Source organism: Muriicola marianensis (assembly GCF_014638095.1).
Lineage (GTDB): Bacteria > Bacteroidota > Bacteroidia > Flavobacteriales > Flavobacteriaceae > Muriicola > Muriicola marianensis.
Genome location: NZ_BMFH01000001.1, coordinates 743,386 through 762,483, shown reverse-complemented (window position 1 = coordinate 762,483; position 19,098 = coordinate 743,386). Strand labels below are relative to the sequence as shown.

Below are 19,098 nucleotides of genomic sequence, written 5' to 3'. Positions count from 1 at the left end.
TTTTCAGGGAACAATAAATTCCCCTTCCCATCGGCCGTCCTCCCAGGAATAGCGCACCCGGATATGATTGGGCCTTTTCAGCCGGAGATATTCGATCTTAAAAGGAACGATCTCCAGGATGCAAAAATGATCCTCATCTTCCAGGTAATCCAGCTTTTCAGGACTGGCCAGGCTCGTGCCCGGTGCAGAGGTCGTGGTATAGTCCTTCCGCGCATTCTTGTCTATCTCGCTCCAGTATTTTTTCTTAGCCTCCTCATCCTTAACGATTAGAGCAGGACCTTCAATTCTGATCTGGGTAAGGGTGTCCGGGTTGTAGAAGAGAAGACCTACCTTCTTATTTTCCTTCAGATGTATCATTTTTTTGGAACGCCTGTCCGTGTAAATGGTCAGTCTCAGGTCATCGGCTACTTTTCTCAAAACTACGGTCCTCAGCCTGGGGACCTGATCGAGGCCTACCGTGGCAAGTGTGAAATATCGAAAAGGATGGTCTTTTTGGGTGGCTCCCTTTTGCAGTTCCGCCTTGACTTCCTCTAGGTACGTATGTGTCATTCCCTGATAATTTATGCTTAAATATAAAAATTTTAATGTTCGGGGTAGGGTTTTTTAAAGATGAGTTGTTCTATAAGAAATTGCTTTGAAAAAGAGAATTAGCAAAGTGTCATAAAAATTCATGTGTTTAGGTTGGTTTTTGATTTGAAAAGCCTTGACCGTAGGGGTCAGGGCTTTTTTTTTGATCCTTTTACACGAAATGATGCCCAGGGATTGACATATGGAATTTCCGCGTTGATAAGTGGGGGATAAATAACAAAAAAACTTAGGTCGAAAATACCTCAAATTGCTATTTTTGGCCATGCAAAACAACGTTCTCATCCTCGATTTCGGATCTCAGTACACCCAGCTCATCGCACGCAGGGTCAGGGAATTAAATATTTTCTGCGAAATAAAGCCTTATAATCATCTTCCGGATGACCTGCTCGAATACAAGGCGGTTATCCTCTCAGGCTCGCCTTTTTCAGTGCGGTCCGAAGAAGCGCTTCATCCCAATCTCGACGGGATCAAGGGAAAGATCCCCCTTCTGGGCGTGTGTTACGGAGCTCAGTATATCGCACATTTTCACGGGGGTAATGTGGCCCCGTCCAAGACCAGGGAATACGGAAGGGCCAGGCTGGCCACCATCAAGGAAGGTGAGCCTTTTTTCAGAAATATCTCTGCAGGGTCCCAGGTTTGGATGAGCCATTCCGATACGATTCAGAAATTACCTGAAGGGGCAGAATTGCTCGCGAGTACAGAAGATGTGGAAAACGCAGCTTACAAGATCGCAGATGAGAAGATATATGCAATCCAGTTTCACCCCGAAGTCTATCACACCACTGACGGAAAGCAGCTGTTGGAAAATTTCCTTGTAGGTATAGCGGGATTGGAGCAAACCTGGACACCGGATGCCTTTGTGGAAACTACCGTAGCCAGTCTTAAAAGAGAAATAGGAGATGACAAAGTGATCCTGGGGCTTTCCGGGGGAGTCGATTCCACCGTTGCGGCCGTCCTGTTGCACAAAGCCATCGGAAATCACCTGCATTGTATCTTCGTCAACAACGGCTTACTGAGGAAAAATGAATTTGAAGAAGTGCTGGAACAATACAAGCACATGGGCCTTAATGTGAAAGGGGTGGACGCTTCGGCACGCTTTTTGGATGCTCTTGCAGGAGAAGAGGATCCCGAAAAGAAGCGGAAGATCATCGGGGGTATCTTTATCGATGTCTTCGACGATGAGGCTCATAAGGTGGAAGATGCCAAATGGCTCGGACAGGGAACGATCTACCCGGACAGGATCGAATCGGTTTCTGCTTCCGGAGGGCCTTCGGCTACCATCAAGAGCCATCACAACGTGGGCGGGCTCCCCGACTATATGAAATTAAAAGTGGTAGAACCCCTTAAAATGCTCTTTAAGGATGAGGTGAGAAGGGTAGGTGCGACCCTGGGGATTGCAGACGAGCGTTTGGGAAGACACCCATTCCCCGGTCCTGGCCTGGCCATTCGGATATTGGGGGACGTGACAAGAGAAAAAGTAACCATCCTCCAGGAAGTCGATGCCATTTTTATCAATGGATTGAGGGAATGGGGGCTGTATGACGATGTGTGGCAGGCCGGAGCTATGCTCTTGCCGGTTCACAGTGTGGGAGTGATGGGGGATGAACGCACGTATGAAAAATGCGTGGCCCTAAGGGCAGTGGAAAGTACGGACGGTATGACGGCAGATTGGGTAAATTTGCCTTATGAGTTCCTCCAGAAAATGTCTAACGACATCATTAACAAGGTACCCGGGGTCAACAGGGTGGTTTATGACATAAGTTCTAAACCCCCGGCAACCATAGAGTGGGAATAAACCGTATATACTGATGATGAAAGCACTGAATTTCCTGGTTTTTTTACTGTTCTTCGCCTTTCAGGTACAGGCGCAGCAATACAAGACCCACGCCGTAAAAGAAGGGGAGACGCTTTACAGCATCTCAAAACTTTACCGGGTCACCCCTTACAACATCCTGAAGTACAACAAGGAGCTCAAACAGGGGGATGTTTTGAAACCCAATACAATTTTGGTCATTCCTTTGCAGGAAGCCGCATCTGTCTCGGATCCCTTTGAGGAATTAGCCAAAAAAACCCCAGATGTTTCCGAAAAGAAGGTGCAGGAGGAAGAACGCAAACCCATTCGCTTCAGGACTCACAGGGTGCGCAAAAAAGAAACGCTTTACGGTATCTCCAGGAGGTATGAGATCACAGAGGACGACCTCAAACGTTATAACAAGGAACTTTACAGCACCCCACTTCAAAAGGGAATGAGATTGCAGATCCCCGAATTTCCAGAGATCGAGGAGGAAGAAGATCTTTACAACTCTGAGGATTTTGAAACCTATATAGTATCTCCTAAAGAAACACGTTGGAGCATCGCCCACAAATACGGGATCACCATAGACAGTATGGTGGCCCTGAACCCCAGCCTGGAAGAAGAGACAAATCATTTGTCCATTGGCCAGGAGCTGCTGCTTCCCAAGCGCCCGGGTACAACGGTCGAAGGACAGGAAGTCCAGATCTATGAATCCTATACTGTACCGGCCAAAAAAACCATGTACAGCCTGAGCGGGGAATACGGGATCACCTCCGAGGAGATCATCAGACTCAACCCTGCCATCCTGGAGCAGGGTGGACTTAAGGAAGGAATGGTGCTCAGGTTGCCTGTTAAAAAGGTCAAAACCGAAGAGGTCAATGCAGAGAATTACATCTTTTACGAGGTCAAGCCCAAGCAAACAGAATTTTCTCTCACCCGGAAACTGGGGATTGGATACAGTGAACTGCTCGCCCTTAACCCGGAATTGAACCGCGGCCTTAAGGCAGGTATGATCCTTAAACTGCCCAGGGAAAAAGCGGGTACTCTGGAGGTGCGTAATTCCCTGGTCCTGGATAAGATCAACCTCCTCGACAGTATCAGGAGGGTAAACAGACCTTCGGTCATGGTGCTGCTGCCCTTCAGGATCAACCGGCTGAACCTGGACAGTATTGCCTCTACCGAGAGGGCCATCAGCCGCAGCAACGCCTTGAAATACAGCCTGGGACTTTACAGCGGCGCCCTGGTGGCTGTAGATTCCCTAGCAGACCTTGGGATTTCCGTTAACGTGCGCACTTTTGACACTGAACTGAGTCCTACCCATGTCAGGACCCTTTTAGCAAGTGAGGACCTGTCTTCCTATCAGGCCACTATAGGTCCGCTTCAAGCCGATGTCCTCAAGGAAGTGGTCAGATTGACGCAGCCTTACAACCTTCCCATCGTGGCTCCGCTGAGTTCACGAAGCGACGTGGAGTCGCCCCATGTATTCTTCTCCGTTCCTTCAGACAGTATCCTCAGGAACAAGATGCTGGATTATATGGCAAGTACCCGGACCGACGAGCAGATCATCGTTATAAGCGATGCCAAGAATGACACCACCCGCTCTGTTGTGCAACAGCGTTTCCCTGCGGCCAGGTCACTGAAAGTCATAGAGAATGAGAAGAATATATCTGTAGACATTGAGGCCCTGACCAATATGCTCAGTATAGAACAGGAGAATTGGGTCCTGGTGGAAACAGATAATTTTAAACTGGTCTCCAGTGTGACCTCCATCCTGAATTCGGCCATCTCGGACACCACTCGTGTCAGGATGTTCACCACCAACAAGAACAAGGCATTTGAGAATGAGGTAATCTCGGTATCACATCTCTCCAACCTCAATTTTACATATCCTTCCATCGACAGGGATGTAAGCAACAACGCTTTTGTAAGACGTTACCGGGACCGCTTTGGAGGAGAACCCGACAAATATGCGGTAAGGGGATTCGACCTTACCTATGACCTGCTCCTGAAACTCGCCTTTAAACCCGACCTGTTCAGTGTTAACAGCCTGATCGGGCTTACTGAATACACGGGTAACAAATTTGATTATACCCGGATGTTCTCCTCAGGCTATTTCAATCTGGCGACGTATATTATGAAATACGAGAATATGCGTGTCGTACAACTCAACCCGGTTTCGAATGACCTCTAAAGTAACCTATACAGGAAACCTGCGTACTACCTGTGTACACCTGAGGTCCGGTAATGAATTCATCACGGATGCCCCTGTTGACAACAATGGACTTGGGCAGGCCTTCTCTCCTACGGATACTGTAGCCACGGCCCTGGCCAGCTGCATGCTTACGGTCATGGGGATCAAGGCGAGGAGTTGGGAGTCTGACCTGGACGGTGCCTATGCCGAAGTGACCAAGCACATGGCGGCAGATCCTCGACGAATCGTCGGGATTGATGTAGAATTGTATATGCCCGGACATTTTTCACAAAAGAACAGGACCATCCTGGAACATACCGCCAGGACCTGCCCGGTCCTCTACAGCATCCATCCGGATATTGAAAAGAAAATTGAATTCCATTGGGGGGATTAAGAATGTTGGCTTTGATGCTGTGCGGTCTCGTTTCCTGCCTCTGTTCAGGACAGGAAGACCCAAGTATTTTATGGGAACCGGACTATCGACTTTCCTGGTCAGATTTTAAGGCACCTCCGCCTCCCGACTCTCAGGTGGCTGCCACCACAGCCAGCGGCATAGCCTATAGTTTTTCAGCTATTGAGGAAGGAAGGGAAATGAAGGTCGATTGGACCGTGGCATCTTACTTTTACCCGGAATCGTCCTGGTACCGGCCCGAGTTGGCCAATCCCAATATCCTGAGTCATGAACAGCTGCATTTTGATATCTCTGAACTTTTTGCCCGCCGGATGAGAGAGAAGATCAGGAGATTCAGATTTTCCTCCGAGGTCAAGGCCGAGATGAGGGCGATCTACAACGAGACCATTGAAGAAATGCGGGAATTTCAAAGGCGATATGATGCGGAGACCAACTACTCCAGAGCAGAAGATAAACAAAGGGAGTGGAACCGCATGATTGCCGAATCCCTCAGGCGTACACAGGATTGATCCATACTCATACGTCACAGATCCTGACCCCCTGCTCAAGCGCTGCGATCTTGTCTTCCCAGCTGGGGATGAATTCCTGGGCTACATATCCTTTGAACCCCGTTTTTACTATGGCCCTCATAATAGCAGGGTAAAATAGTTCCTGCGTCTCATCGATCTCGTGCCTTCCGGGATTTCCACCTGTGTGGTAATGGCCGATGTAATCCCGGTACGTTTCCAGGGTTCGGATCACATCCCCTTCCATGATCTGCATATGGTAGATATCATACAGGAGTTTGAAATTGTCTGAACCCAGCCTGTCGCACAAGGCTACGCCCCAGGGGGTACGGTCGCACATATAATCTTGGTGATCCACCTTGGAATTGAGCAGTTCCATCTGAAGGATTACTCCGTGCTGTTCTGCCAGGCTCAGGACCTGCTTCAGGCCTTTTTCTGCATGATTTAGTCCTTCCTCATCTTCCATTCCCCGCCTGCTGCCGCTAAAGCAGATCAAGTTGGTATACCCTGCCTCGGCCACTTTTGGGATCATAGTGGAGTAACTTGCGATGAGCTGAGGATGGAATTGCGGGTCGCACCAGCCGTCGGTAAGGTTGAGTTCTGCACCCCAGCACATACTTGCGTGGATCTCGTATTTCTTCAGCAAAGGCCAGTCGGCCGGACCAACAAGATCAATAGCACCCACCCCGAGTTTTTTTAGCTCAGGCAGGAAGTTCTCCAGGGGTATAGAGTCATAACACCAATAGCAGGCACTGTGGTTGATGTTGCCTTTGAGTTCCGGTCCCAGGGATTTGCGGTCTTCTCTGCCCCATAACTGGCCGGGCGCCATCACCCCGGCAGAGGCTGTTGCAGCCGATGTGATAAAGGATCTCCTCTTCATGCAAAATAGGTTTTGATTTCCTGAAAAGGTAATGAATAAATTACAAGGATGGCTCCGAATCCTGAAAAGTGGCGAAACGCCCCTGTTTATAAATCAGGAAAGTTTTACCCCGGTATTCCCGGGGATTTGCCATTGCAATTCTTATCTTTGTATCCCGTAACCAAAGATCGCGAGATGGCAGCTACAAAATACGTATTCGTTACGGGAGGCGTTTCTTCTTCACTGGGAAAAGGCATCATTGCAGCCTCACTGGCTAAACTTCTCCAGGCTCGCGGATACAAGACCACTATTCAGAAACTGGACCCTTATATCAACGTGGATCCGGGCACCCTTAACCCCTACGAACACGGAGAGTGCTACGTTACCGATGACGGGGCCGAAACGGACCTCGACCTTGGGCATTATGAGCGATTTCTCAATGTAAAGACCTCCCAGGCCAATAATGTGACCACAGGAAGGATCTATCAGAGTGTGATCGAGAAGGAACGCAGGGGTGAATTCCTGGGTAAGACCGTACAGGTAATTCCTCATATCACCAATGAGATAAAGGAACGCATTCAAATTCTTGGGAAAACAGGAGATTACGATATAGTGATCACCGAGATCGGGGGAACTGTGGGCGACATCGAATCCCTTCCATACATAGAATCTGTTCGCCAGTTGCTGTGGGAACTGGGGGATAACAATGCCATCGTGGTTCACCTCACACTTGTGCCATTTCTTTCGGCTGCAGGAGAATTGAAAACAAAACCTACCCAACACTCAGTCAAGACACTGATGGAGAGCGGGATACAGGCCGATATCCTCGTTTGCCGCACAGAGCATGAACTCTCTGATGAGATCAAAGAAAAACTGGCCCTCTTCTGCAATGTGAAGAGAGAAGCTGTTATTCAGTCTATAGACGCTTCGACCATTTATGACGTACCTGTCATGATGCACGAGGAAGGACTCGATACCGTAGCCCTTAAGAAACTGGCCCTGCCTGATGACACTCCTCCGGACCTCACCCAGTGGAACGAATTCCTGGACAGGCACAAGCATCCCAAGAGCGAGGTAACTGTGGGGCTTATCGGAAAATACGTGGAACTCCAGGATTCCTACAAGTCGATTTTGGAATCCTTTATCCACGCAGGGGCGATCAACGAAGTGAAGGTCAACGTGAGGTCGATCCACTCGGAACACATCACACACGCCAATTTTGAACAGAAGATGAAAGGCCTGGATGGAATTCTCGTGGCTCCCGGATTTGGGGAAAGAGGTATTGAAGGCAAGATCAAGGCCGTCCGATACGCCCGTGAAAACGATATCCCCTTCCTCGGTATATGCCTAGGCATGCAGATGGCGGTCATCGAGTTCGGCCGGAATGTACTCGGGCTGGATGGAGCCAATTCCACCGAGATGGACGAAAATACACCCTATCCTGTCATCAGCCTGATGGAAGAACAAAAACACATCACCAACAAAGGGGGAACGATGCGACTGGGAGCCTGGGCCTGCGACCTTAAGGAAGGCAGTCTAGTTCATAAGGTATATCACGGAGCTACCCATATTTCAGAAAGGCACAGACACAGATACGAATTCAACAATGCCTATAAGGAACAATTCGAGAAGGCCGGACTTGTCGCCTCTGGGATCAACTCGGATACCCAGCTGGTGGAGATCATCGAATTGCCGGATCACCCATGGTTCATCGGGGTGCAGTATCACCCCGAATACAGGAGTACGGTTGCCAATCCCCATCCCCTGTTCGTCGGGTTTGTAAAGGCTGTCCAGCTCCACAAAAAACAACAAACCAATGCCAGTTTGGCGTAAACTGTTCAATTGGACCTATATTTGCATTCGCAAAAGTCATAAAGACAGTTCACGGGTCGATGGGTTCGACTCAATGAGGTAGACACTACACAATTTTCATGGAAGAGAAAAAACTAGACCTTAATTCGATCATCGGTTTTGTCCTGATCTTCGGGATTCTCTTATTCTGGTTTTACCAGAACCAGCCTACACCGGAAGAGATCGAGGCACAAAAGGCCAAAATAGAACAGCAGCAGGAAGCAGAAATATCTGAAGAACAAGAAGTGATTGCCCCTGTCCTCGAAACCCCGGAGCTCGACCTTCAGGATTCAACGGCTCTGGCAAATTACAGGAACACCGTAGGCGGGTTCGGTTTTACCCCGGCAGAGGAGGGGATTACCGTTTTGGAAAACGACGTCCTCTACCTTGAGATCAGCAACCGCGGAGGACAGATCACCCAGGCAAGGCTCAAGGAGTTTGTCACCTACGATTCCATTCCTGTTTACCTGATCAAGGACGGTAATGCGTTATTCGACCTCAATTTTACAACCAACGACAACCGGGTCCTGAATACGAAAGACCTCTTTTTTGAACCATCTTTGAGCAAGGAAGGTAATAACAGTGTGCTTTCCATGAAAGCCAAGGTATCTTCTCAACAATTCCTCGAATACAGGTATGAGATAAAACCAGGGGAGTACCTGTTGGGCTTTACTGTGAGGTCTCAGGGCCTCAACGGGGTCATCAATGGAAGTCGGCCTGTAACCTTAAACTGGAAACTCAAAGGGATCAGGCACAATAAGAGTGTACAGTACGGGAACCGGTATACAAGACTCACCTATAATCACGAGGGAGGAAAGATCAGTAAGCTCTCCGAATCCAGCGATGACGAGGAAACCGAGGAAGACATCAAATGGTTGTCCTACAGACAGCACTTCTTCAGTTCCATCCTCACCACGAATACGCCCTTTAAAACAGCAGAACTGAGCTCAAAAAACCTCGTGGAGGAAGAAAGCAAAGAGGTCAGATTCACCAAGGAGTACACAACTGTGGCTCCTCTGGAACTGGAAGGAGGGGAGTTATCCTATGCCATGAACTGGTACTATGGCCCTACCGATATTGATGTTTTGGAGCAATACAAAGACCTTGGACTGGTGGAGTCTATCCCTTATGGCTGGGGTATATTCGGATGGATCAACCGACACATATTTACCCCTTTCTACGGGTTCCTGAGTTCCTTCCTGCCCTACGGGCTCGCAATTGTGGTGATGACTATTCTTGTGAGGCTGCTCATGTCTCCGGTTACCTATAAATCATACCTCTCCCAGGCCAAGATGAAGGTCTTGAAACCGGAGATCACTGAGATCAACGAGAAGTACAAGGACAATGCGATGAAGAAGCAACAGGAGACCATGAAGCTCTACAACAAAGCAGGGGTCAGCCCTATGAGTGGGTGTGTTCCGGCTCTGTTGCAACTCCCGATCTTCTACGCCCTCTTTATGTTCTTCCCAACCTCTTTTGCCCTCAGGCAGAAGTCGTTCCTTTGGGCGGAAGACCTGTCGTCCTATGATACGATCGCACAATTGCCCTTCAGTATACCCTTTTACGGGGATCACGTGAGCCTTTTTCCTATCCTCGCATCCATCGCGATCTTTATCTATATGATGATGACCACCGGGCAGAATATGCAGACCCAACCGGGTATGCCGAACATGAAATTCATCATGTACCTGTCGCCCCTGATGATGTTGTTCTTCTTTAACAACTATGCTAGCGGACTCAGCCTGTACTATTTTGTCTCCAACCTCATTACCATCTTTATCATGCTGGCCATCAAACGGTTTATCCTAGACGAGGACAAGATCCACGCACAGATCCAGCTCAACAAGGCCAAGCCAAAGAAGGAGAATCGCTTCCAGAGGAAGATGAGGGAAATGATGGAACAGGCCGAGCAGCAGAAAAAGAACAGGTAGTTTTCTATACCATCAAAGCCAGGGAGGTGCGAAAGCCATACTAAATGGCCGGCCCTGTCGTTTTGGGTTATACGATTAAACCTTTTTCCGGACCTAGAGTCATAGGAAAATACAGGATAACCCAAAAACAAGTCCATGAAGAACTGGAAACTTTTCACAACAGCCATTTTACTGATGTTTTTCTTTTATACCCCTGAGGCAGAGGCCCAGGTGGTCGCCCGCAGAACTACCACCACCAGGGTGGTCAAGGTAAATAGGCCTGCGAAACGAAAGATCAGGAGAAAGAAGAGAAGGGTCAGACGCAGAACCCTCAGAAGGCTGCCGGCCAATACAAGGGCCGTGGTCTGGAGAAACGTATCTTACTATCCCGTAGGCGGAATGTATTACATCGCCCGCAGAGGAGCTTATGTTCGGGCTTTTCCTCCCAGGGGATTCCGGGTAAGGGCCATACCGGCACTCACCCGCCTAATGGTCAGGGGCGCCGTGTACTATTATGCAGCCGGAGTATTTTACCGGAATGTCAATGATGAATACGAAGTAGTGGCCGCACCTGTAGGGGCCGTGGTCTCAGAACTGCCTGAGGATGCCGAGGAGATGGATTTCGATGGAATCACTACCTACGAACTGAATGAAACCCTCTACCGGGCCATTGAGGATGGGTATGAGGTCATCGAGTTGTTAGAGGAGGATGATTGAGAACATCCCAGAGAAAATCAAAAAGCTCCCTGCACTGAGGGAGCTTTTTTTGTTGGCTATGTTTGGAAAGATTTGGGATTTCAAATATGCATTATTGATGCTCCAAATAAAAAGATAAGTTGTGAAGAATCAGATTTTGTATGCTAAGAGAATCGATCCTGTTGTGTTTGAATTTTCTCTTCATCATCTCCTGAGAATAGGAAATAAAAAATGGCTGCACATGGCAGCCATTTTTCTTTTGGGCATTTTCCTGTATTAATTATTCGTATTCGGGATCATGACCTTGTTCAGTACATGGATCACCCCATTGCCTGCCTGAACGTCCACAGCGATGATTCCAATGTCGCTGGCTCCTGAACCGTCAGTTACATCGGCAATGTTATCTCCTGTGCCGGGCAGGTTGATGGTAATGTCATCTCCTTCCAGGGTAGTGGCCATGATGCCATCTGTGAGGTCACCTGAACGAACTTTGGCTCCGCCTACCACATGGTGCAACAACACCTGGGTCAGTACAGGCTCATCCGGAATGGAAGCCAGGGCATCGAAAGCTTCGTTGGTAGGGGCGAACACAGTGAAATCAGGGTCGAATCCGTCTCCGTTTCCTCCCTCTGTCCTCGACAGGATACCGGCGAAATCAGTACCCGGGGTCAGTTCAGTCAAAGCACTTACCAGGGTAGAGAAATTTGGGTCGGCCACTGCAAAGGTCACAACAGTAGGAATGTCGATCACGGCATCAACTGCGTGGATCACCCCGTTGGTGGCGATAATGTCAGCAGCGGCTACATTGCTTGTCCCATTCAGGGTTACCCCGCTGTCTGTATTGATGTATAAGCTCAGGAAATCTCCATCGGCATTGGTTCCTGCAGTGTTCACGTAGGAGTTGCTCAGGCCGGAAGAAACGGCAGTTGCTCCGATAATCACGTGGTTAGACAGGATATTGGCCAGTTCATTGCCATTAGGATTGGTGAAGGCGCTAAAGGCAGCATTCACAGGGGCAAATACGGTGAACTCTTCATTGTCAGAAGACAACAGATCTGTGAAGGTGGTATTCCCTCCGTCTGTAAGGGCTCCGACCAATTCAGAGAGATCAGGGTTTGCCAGGGCGTGATCTACGATGTCAGGAAGACCAATGACTGCGTCAACTATGTGAACTACTCCGTTGGTAGCATCCACATCTGCAGTGGTGACATCAGAGATTCCATTGATGGTCACCCCGGAGGCGGTATTGATGAAAAGACTTAAGTTGTTTCCGCCGGCTCCTGCAGTTGAAAGAGAGCTCACATATTGAGTTGAAAGGCTACCTGAAGTAAATTCTCCTGAAACCACATGGTTGAGCAGAACCTGAGTTAATACGTCTACAGGAACATCTTCCAGAGTGGCAAAATTGTTGGCCGTCAGGAAAGCTTCGAAGGCGGCATTAGTAGGGGCAAAAACGGTAAAAGGTCCGTCTGCCTGAAGGGCGGACACCAGGTCGGCTCTCTGAAGGGCAGCAACCAAAATGCTGAGGTCATCAGTGGCCACAGCCAGATCCACGATGTCGGGATCCTGATTTTCTACAGGAAGATCCCCATCATCATTTGAACAGGAGGCCATAACGACCAAGGCAAATACAAAAAGGAATGCTTTAAAGAAATTTGAAGTTGTTTTCATGGCGATTTTTTAAATTAGTGTTTAACGAAAGTATTATAAAAATTAAACAAAAATGAAGGTTTATTAAATCTTTAACACAAGAACTTAAAGTTCTATTAAACTCAATAAAAGACTACTAAAAACAATATGTTATAAGTTTTAAACTTCAATTTCATTAGTAATATATGTTTAACGAATATTGTTTAATAAATAACATAAATATGAGATCGCTCCTGTTTCATCTTCTTCGGATCAGGACGTAATGTGCCGTATAGAACTGCCCATTATTTTGTATTTTTGCGGCTTGGATACAGGTATGAAAAAGGTAGTAGTCGGACTTTCGGGAGGCGTCGACAGCAGTGTGGCGGCATACCTTCTGAAACAACAGGGATACGAGGTCATTGGCTTGTTCATGAAGAACTGGCATGACGATTCCGTGACTATTTCCAAGGAATGTCCCTGGCTGGAAGACAGCAACGATGCCCTGATCGTGGCCGAAAAGCTGGGTATCCCTTTTCAGACTGTCGATCTGAGTGCTCAGTACAAAGAACGCATTGTTGATTATATGTTCCGGGAGTATGAAATGGGCAGGACCCCAAACCCGGATGTGCTTTGTAACAGGGAGATCAAGTTCGACGTGTTTATGAAGATCGCGCTCGACCTTGGTGCGGATTACGTAGCAACAGGTCACTATTGCCGCAAAGGAGAAACCAGGGATCAACAGGGCCGTACAGTCTACCAGTTGCTTGCCGGTAAGGACCCCAACAAAGATCAATCGTATTTCCTGTGCCAGCTCTCCCAGGAACAACTCGCGCGGACCTTGTTCCCGATAGGGGAACTTACCAAACCGGAAGTACGAAGGATAGCGGCTGAGAACAATTTGGTGACGGCAGATAAGAAGGATTCACAAGGACTTTGTTTTATCGGAAAGGTAAGGTTGCCGGAATTCCTCCAGCAACAACTCAAGCCTAAAAAAGGAGATATCGTGGAAGTACCGGCTGATGCCCAGCACTTTCGAAATAGCGCCCCCGAATTTAGCAGCAAAAAGGAGGAATTGCTTTTTCATTCCGAAAAACCGGTGTATAGGCCCGAAGATGGAAAAGTCGTGGGTGAACATCAGGGTGCACACTATTTCACCATAGGTCAGCGAAAAGGCCTGGATGTGGGAGGCACTCCTGAACCCCTCTTCGTGATCGGGACCGATGTAAAACAGAATGTGATCTACACAGGACAGGGAAAATCCCATCCCGGGCTGTACCGTAAAACACTTTTTGTCAAACAGGAGGAAGTACATTGGGTCCGGCCAGACCTCGCCCTCCAACCTGATGAGACCATGGAGGTCATGGCCAGGATTCGTTACAGGCAGGCACTGGAGAAAGCAACCCTCCATCAAATGGAACACGGGCTTTACGTCGACTTTGCCGAAAAACAGTCGGCCATCACCGAAGGCCAGTTTGTCGCCTGGTATTTAGGAGAAGAACTGGTTGGGTCAGGAGTGATCTCCTGAGAGTTTTCCATCCTGCGACCCTTCCAATACTATGTAAATATGAAGAACAGAATTACCGCACTTTTTGGAATTCAATATCCCATTGTACAGGCCGGGATGATATGGGCCAGCGGATGGCGCCTGGCCTCGGCGGTTTCCAATGCGGGCGGACTCGGATTGCTGGGTGCAGGCAGCATGTATCCCGAGGTGCTGAGGGAGCATATAGACAAATGTAAGAGAGCTACATCCCGTCCGTTTGGGGTCAATGTGCCTATGCTCTATCCGGACATTGACAAATTGATGGAGATCATTGTGGAGATGCAAGTGCCCATTGTCTTTACCTCTGCGGGAAATCCCGCAACATGGACGGCCCACCTCAAGGAAAAAGGGATCATTGTGGTCCATGTGGTCAGCAGTGTAAAATTCGCGCTAAAGGCACAGCAGGCAGGGGTAGATGCTGTAGTGGCTGAAGGTTTTGAGGCAGGGGGACACAACGGTCGGGACGAGACCACAACTCTTACCCTTATTCCGGCGGTCAAAGAAAAGATACATATCCCTTTGATCGCAGCCGGGGGGATCGCCACGGGCAGGTCTATGCTGGCAGCCATGGTACTGGGTGCAGACGGCGTCCAGGTCGGCAGTCGATTCGTCGCCTCCGATGAGGCCTCTTCCCACAGATCTTTCAAGGACAGGGTAGTAGCAGCAGGGGAGGGGGATACACAGCTCACCTTAAAGGAATTGGCCCCTGTGCGTATGCTTAAGAACGGTTTCTACCAACAGGTACAGGAAGCCTACAGTCGTTGCGCCACCCCGGAAGAACTCAGGGAACTCCTGGGTCGGGCCAGGGCCAAACGAGGCATGTTTGAAGGCGACCTTGAGGAAGGGGAGCTCGAGATCGGACAGGTTTCAGCTATTATCCACGATATCAAGCCAGCCGCCCAGATCGTTCGGGATATGATGGAGGAATTTGATACGGCCCGTGAGGCCGTCAGGGGATTACAATTTTAATTGACCCAATCCTCTCTAAAATACTGATCGACTTACAGGAACGTCGGCATATTGCCAAACCTCTTCGAATTCTCTCAGGATTTTCAAGGCGTCATCTTTTCGCCCTTGTTCTTTCAGAGCCCTGGATAACCCGTATAGTGACCAGCCGTTTTGTCTCAGTCGGTTTAAGTCTTCCCGGTATATCTTCTCCGCTTCTGCATATTGTCCTAATTCCATTAACATTGCACCGAGATTTTGTCGCGGGGGTATGTGCCACGCAGATGGCTCAGTATAGGTGAGGGCATCCTCCGCAGCAACTGCATTTTCAAGATGTTCGATGGCTTTATCTGAATCTCCTTCAAGATGGGCCAGTTCCCCTGCCACTACCTCATAGGCGACCCTGGCGATGCGATCTGATGAATTGTGAGCTGTGGCTATTATATCTGCAGTTTTCGGATCTTCCATGATTTCCTTGATAGCCATAAGTTCTTCCTTGGCTTCTTTGGGGTTGTTCTTCCGCACAAAGGCCAGCCCTCTCGCGTAATGTCTTATCAGGTTCAGGTGTATTATCCCAGAGGCTGGCTGAGGGTATGTCAGAATATCATTCCATTTGCCAAAACGGACATAGGCGAGCAGCGGAGTGGCTGCAAAATCCTGCAGGAAGGTCAGGTTTTCCATTTCCCCCTGGGGAACTTTCTCTGCTGTTTTCTTGGCCGCCGAGATGGCTGTGTTGCTCTCCCCGATCAGACTGGAGGCAGACCAGAGAAAATGTATGTTGTGAGGATAATATCCGAGAGGATAAAGTCCCTGGGAATAGCACTGAGAAATATAATCCTCATCCGCAGCGATGGCCTTGTGGTTAGCATTGACTGCGTCTTTGTATCGACCTACTCTTATATAGATGTGTGATGGCATATGAACGAGATGGCCCGCAGCAGGCATAAGGTCCTCCAGTGCTTCCGCGCTGGGAACACCCAGATCCGGCTTGGGTAGCTCCACCATGTGAATATAGTAGTGATGGGCCCCGGGGTGCAGGGGATTGAGGGAAATGGCTTTCTCAAGGGCGATCTTAGCTTCTGGTGTATTGGGCATCGGATTCCCTTCGGTGTCCCAGTAATTCCATGGCATTGTATTCATCGCCGCAGCGGCATACAAGGTCTGTATATCGGCGTTTTCAGGAAATGATGACCTTACCTTCTCCATTGCCATCAGATAATTTTGGTTCAAAAGAGATTGATCGGTATCCCAGTCGTCACTATAACGAGCATTTAATGCACCTATCAGGGCCTGTTCCATTGTCGAAACCCCTTTCATTTTTTGATTAGCTTTTTGCAGGGACTTCCACGCTGCTTCCTTTCTCTCCTGGTCGGGTAAAGGATCGTTAATATTAGGTCCGAGGGCGTAAGCCTGACCCCAATAGGCCATCGCATTATCCGGGTCGAGTCTGGCGGCTTCCATAAAAGAACGGTGGGCCTCAGCATGATTGAAGGCGAACGTCAGCCTCATTCCCTGATTAATAAATTTCTGTGACCTTTCATTATTGGTGGTCACGGGAAAAGTATAAGATCCCAGATTCTCAAACAGGGGTGCGATCTGTTGTGTGCTGTCCGGCACTGAAAGTAAAAACTTGGCAACTGTACATTTAATGGCACCTATCGAGGCTTTATCTCGTTTAGGTAATATCTCTTGCCGTGAAGGGAGCAGGTAGAGAACAACTGCGGCGGTCAGGAGCAGTCCTGCCCAGCCAAGGGTGGATTTATTTTTCATTTTTGGAAGGTTGTTGAGGAGCAGGGTCTAGTGGGGACTGGTACATCAAAAGCCGTCCTTTTTCACTAAAGTCCTAGCTCACAGGAAGATAATGATTTATTCTGTCATTAAGAAGAAAAATTTTCAGCCTTCCAAAAAATCCTATTTACTAAGCCTGATCAAGTTCACGATATGCTGATCCATCCTCTTAAATGTCTCAGCCAGCAATTCGATCTGTTCCTGGGCTTCCTTCCAGTTCTCCTGTTCAATGGCCTCACGAACACCGGGGAGCGTCTTCACTCCATACCCTGTATAGAATCCCGGGGCGTAGAGCCTGTGTCTGAACCAGGGCCTTCTGGGAAGACCTGTCATGTCTGTTAATACCTGTTCTGTTTCCTGAAGGGCTGCATTCAGGGATTTTTGTTTTTCGACGGGCAGGGATTCCGGGGAAAGGGCTTCCAGCTCTGCGATCCGGTCTCCCAACGTGGCCAGGCTGTTTTGAAGAGGGGAGAAATCCAGGTAGGGGATCTCCTCTTTCTTTTTAGGAGGAGCGATGTTTTCCCGGGGATCAGCAGCCAGGGCATAGGCCTTTCTGTCTACCAGTTCATTATGCCGCTTCACTTCTTTTCTCCGGTTCTCTGTCTCTTCCATGATCTCTTTCAGGTATCCTTCTACAGTGGCGTGCCATTGTTTGAATTCGAAGGGAAGTACATCGGCATTCGCCATACGCAAAACGATACGACCGGCAGTATTGGCCAGGGCCACTCCATAGTTAAAGCCGGGATCTTTAAATCGGGTATAATGGGGATAGGTATCGTAGATCGTGTGGTATTCCCCTCCGGCATTTTCCCCTCCGAAACCTATATTCAGGGAAGCGATTCCTGCGTGCTGGATAAAAGGTGTGTAATCCGATCCTGATCCCAATGCACTCAGCTCAAAACTGGCATTTCCGCCTCCCGCTAGCTGACGTGCGATCCTTCTTTCCTTGATCGAAACCCCTGTCTGTGGGTCGGTGACCGCATCGGCTACCTCACTCACCATGGCCTGAAGCGTATGCGAGCCCCCGGCCCCGAAAAAGCCACGACCATTACTGTCTGTATTGATATAGGCAACCAGTTTGGCCTGTAATTCCTTCTCGTGGTCCTCAACCCACTCTGTAGACCCTATAAGTCCGGGTTCCTCGGCATCCCAGGCGGCGTATACTACGGTCCGCTTCGGGCGCTTGCCCTGCTTGGCCAATTCCCCAATGACCCTGGCTTCCTCCATGACGGCCACCATCCCGCTCACGGGATCATTGGCCCCATGTACCCAGGCATCGTGGTGGTTACCCCTCATGACCCATTGGTCTGGATAGGTACTTCCCTCAAGCTTAGCTATGACGTTATGGGCAGGAGTGATCTTCCAGTCGAATTCCAGCTTTATCCTGACTTTGGCAGGACCCGGACCGACATGATACGTGATGGGCAGTCCCCCTTTCCAGGCATTGGGAGCCACGGGCCCTTTTAAGGCAGACAAGAGGGGTAAGGCGTCTTCGTAGGAGATCGGCAGGACGGGGATCTTGGTAATAGTGGGTGCATCCTTCCTGTCGAGTCTTTTAGCATCCTTTTTGGCGGCGTAGCCAGGAGTGAGGACATCCCCGGGATACAGGGGCATATCCATCACAGAGCCTCTCTGCACTCCTGTCTTGTTCTTAAAAGCTCCTTCGGGATATACATCTCCTCTAACATAACCGTCATCCTCGGGGTCTGAGTAAATTATGCAGCCGATGGCACCTTTCTCCGCGGCCAGTTTGGGTTTGATCCCCCTCCAGGAGCCGTAGTATTTAGCGATGACGATCTTTCCTTTCACATCGATCCCCATTTTCTCGAGTTCCTCGTAATCCTGGGGGATGCCGTAATTGACAAAGACCAGTTCTGCTTCTGCTTCCCCATCGGTGGAGAAGGCGTTGTAACTAGGGAGAAGTGCGTCTCCCTGTGCGGTATAGGGGTCCCCCTCCACCGGGACAGCCGTGAGTTTGGCTGTATAAGGATCCGGACTCAATAGCTCCAGTTCCCGCACCTTAGGATAGGGAAAGAGGATGTGGTAGGTCTCTATCTTCGCATCGTATCCCCAGGACCTGAACTGCTCTGCCATCCATTCTGCGTTCTTCTTGCCGTAATCAGTTCCCACCCAGTGGGGCTCAGCCGCCAGACGCTGCATCCAGGCATCGAGATTCTCAGCCTTCAGGCGGGATTCAAATTGGGCTTCCAGCTCCAGCTGAGCGGCCTTATTTTCGGGTTTGAAACCAGTGATAGACTGTGCATAGGTTCCGAGACTTAGCAGGAGGACAAGGGTGAGCGTGATGAATTTTTGAATCATGAGATGAAGTTGTTGAGTTTACTATTCTTTGTTAGGTCGATATAAATTCATTTGGATATGACA

General features: G+C 49.1%; 14 protein-coding genes. 9 read left to right on the top strand and 5 right to left on the bottom strand.

Annotation, left to right across the window (positions count from 1 at the left end; all coding sequences use genetic code 11):
* Positions 1-3: 3 nt before the first annotated feature.
* Positions 4-549 (bottom strand): pyridoxamine 5'-phosphate oxidase family protein, encoded by a 546-nt coding sequence (locus IEV19_RS03465; protein ID WP_188369304.1) that lies wholly within the window; start codon positions 547-549, stop codon positions 4-6.
* A gap of 301 nt (positions 550-850) precedes the next feature.
* Here IEV19_RS03465 and guaA point away from each other — a divergent pair, with 301 nt between their 5' ends.
* Genes guaA through IEV19_RS03445 form a run of 4 tightly spaced genes read left to right on the top strand, consistent with a single transcriptional unit; the run spans position 851 to position 5,495 of the window.
* Positions 851-2,383: a glutamine-hydrolyzing GMP synthase gene (gene guaA / locus IEV19_RS03460; RefSeq protein ID WP_188369303.1), complete on the top strand. Its 1,533-nt coding sequence runs from the start codon at positions 851-853 to the stop codon at positions 2,381-2,383.
* 13 nt (positions 2,384-2,396) lie between these two features.
* The gene (locus tag IEV19_RS03455; RefSeq protein WP_188369302.1) at positions 2,397-4,574 is read left to right on the top strand and encodes a LysM peptidoglycan-binding domain-containing protein; all 2,178 of its coding nucleotides are present in this window, start codon (positions 2,397-2,399) and stop codon (positions 4,572-4,574) included.
* Complete coding sequence (locus IEV19_RS03450) at positions 4,564-4,968, top strand: OsmC family protein (RefSeq protein WP_188369301.1); 405 nt, start codon at positions 4,564-4,566, stop codon at positions 4,966-4,968. The genes IEV19_RS03455 and IEV19_RS03450 overlap by 11 nt, the downstream gene beginning before the upstream one ends.
* Positions 4,956-5,495 (top strand): DUF922 domain-containing protein, encoded by a 540-nt coding sequence (locus tag IEV19_RS03445; protein ID WP_229732465.1) that lies wholly within the window; start codon positions 4,956-4,958, stop codon positions 5,493-5,495. The genes IEV19_RS03450 and IEV19_RS03445 overlap by 13 nt, the downstream gene beginning before the upstream one ends.
* A 7-nt stretch (positions 5,496-5,502) precedes the next feature.
* Here IEV19_RS03445 and IEV19_RS03440 read toward each other — a convergent pair whose 3' ends face one another.
* A complete protein-coding gene (locus tag IEV19_RS03440) occupies positions 5,503-6,372 on the bottom strand; it encodes a hydroxypyruvate isomerase family protein (protein WP_188369300.1) in 870 nt (289 codons plus the stop codon).
* Between the two features lie 174 nt (positions 6,373-6,546).
* Here IEV19_RS03440 and pyrG point away from each other — a divergent pair, with 174 nt between their 5' ends.
* The 3 genes from pyrG (at position 6,547) to IEV19_RS03425 (ending at position 10,829) form a co-directional block, all read left to right on the top strand.
* Positions 6,547-8,184, top strand: a complete 1,638-nt coding sequence (gene pyrG / locus IEV19_RS03435) for a CTP synthase (protein WP_188369299.1) — start codon at positions 6,547-6,549, stop codon at positions 8,182-8,184.
* A 98-nt stretch (positions 8,185-8,282) separates the two neighbouring features.
* Positions 8,283-10,133 carry a membrane protein insertase YidC gene (gene yidC / locus IEV19_RS03430; RefSeq protein WP_188369298.1) on the top strand — a complete coding sequence of 617 codons (1,851 nt, stop codon included), beginning with the start codon at positions 8,283-8,285 and terminating at the stop codon, positions 10,131-10,133.
* A gap of 135 nt (positions 10,134-10,268) precedes the next feature.
* A complete protein-coding gene (locus IEV19_RS03425; protein WP_188369297.1) occupies positions 10,269-10,829 on the top strand; it encodes a DUF6515 family protein in 561 nt (186 codons plus the stop codon).
* Positions 10,830-11,084: 255 nt separating this feature from the next.
* Here IEV19_RS03425 and IEV19_RS03420 read toward each other — a convergent pair whose 3' ends face one another.
* Positions 11,085-12,479: a fasciclin domain-containing protein gene (locus tag IEV19_RS03420; protein WP_188369296.1), complete on the bottom strand. Its 1,395-nt coding sequence runs from the start codon at positions 12,477-12,479 to the stop codon at positions 11,085-11,087.
* A gap of 295 nt (positions 12,480-12,774) precedes the next feature.
* Between IEV19_RS03420 and mnmA the strand changes: the two genes are divergently transcribed.
* Positions 12,775-13,965, top strand: coding sequence for a tRNA 2-thiouridine(34) synthase MnmA (mnmA, locus tag IEV19_RS03415; protein WP_188369295.1), 1,191 nt, complete (start codon positions 12,775-12,777; stop codon positions 13,963-13,965).
* A 39-nt stretch (positions 13,966-14,004) separates the two neighbouring features.
* Positions 14,005-14,952 carry an NAD(P)H-dependent flavin oxidoreductase gene (locus tag IEV19_RS03410; RefSeq protein WP_188369294.1) on the top strand — a complete coding sequence of 316 codons (948 nt, stop codon included), beginning with the start codon at positions 14,005-14,007 and terminating at the stop codon, positions 14,950-14,952.
* A 15-nt stretch (positions 14,953-14,967) separates the two neighbouring features.
* Here IEV19_RS03410 and IEV19_RS03405 read toward each other — a convergent pair whose 3' ends face one another.
* Positions 14,968-16,698 (bottom strand): tetratricopeptide repeat protein, encoded by a 1,731-nt coding sequence (locus IEV19_RS03405; RefSeq protein ID WP_188369293.1) that lies wholly within the window; start codon positions 16,696-16,698, stop codon positions 14,968-14,970.
* Between the two features lie 141 nt (positions 16,699-16,839).
* Complete coding sequence (locus IEV19_RS03400; RefSeq protein WP_188369292.1) at positions 16,840-19,035, bottom strand: M28 family peptidase; 2,196 nt, start codon at positions 19,033-19,035, stop codon at positions 16,840-16,842.
* Positions 19,036-19,098: the final 63 nt, after the last annotated feature.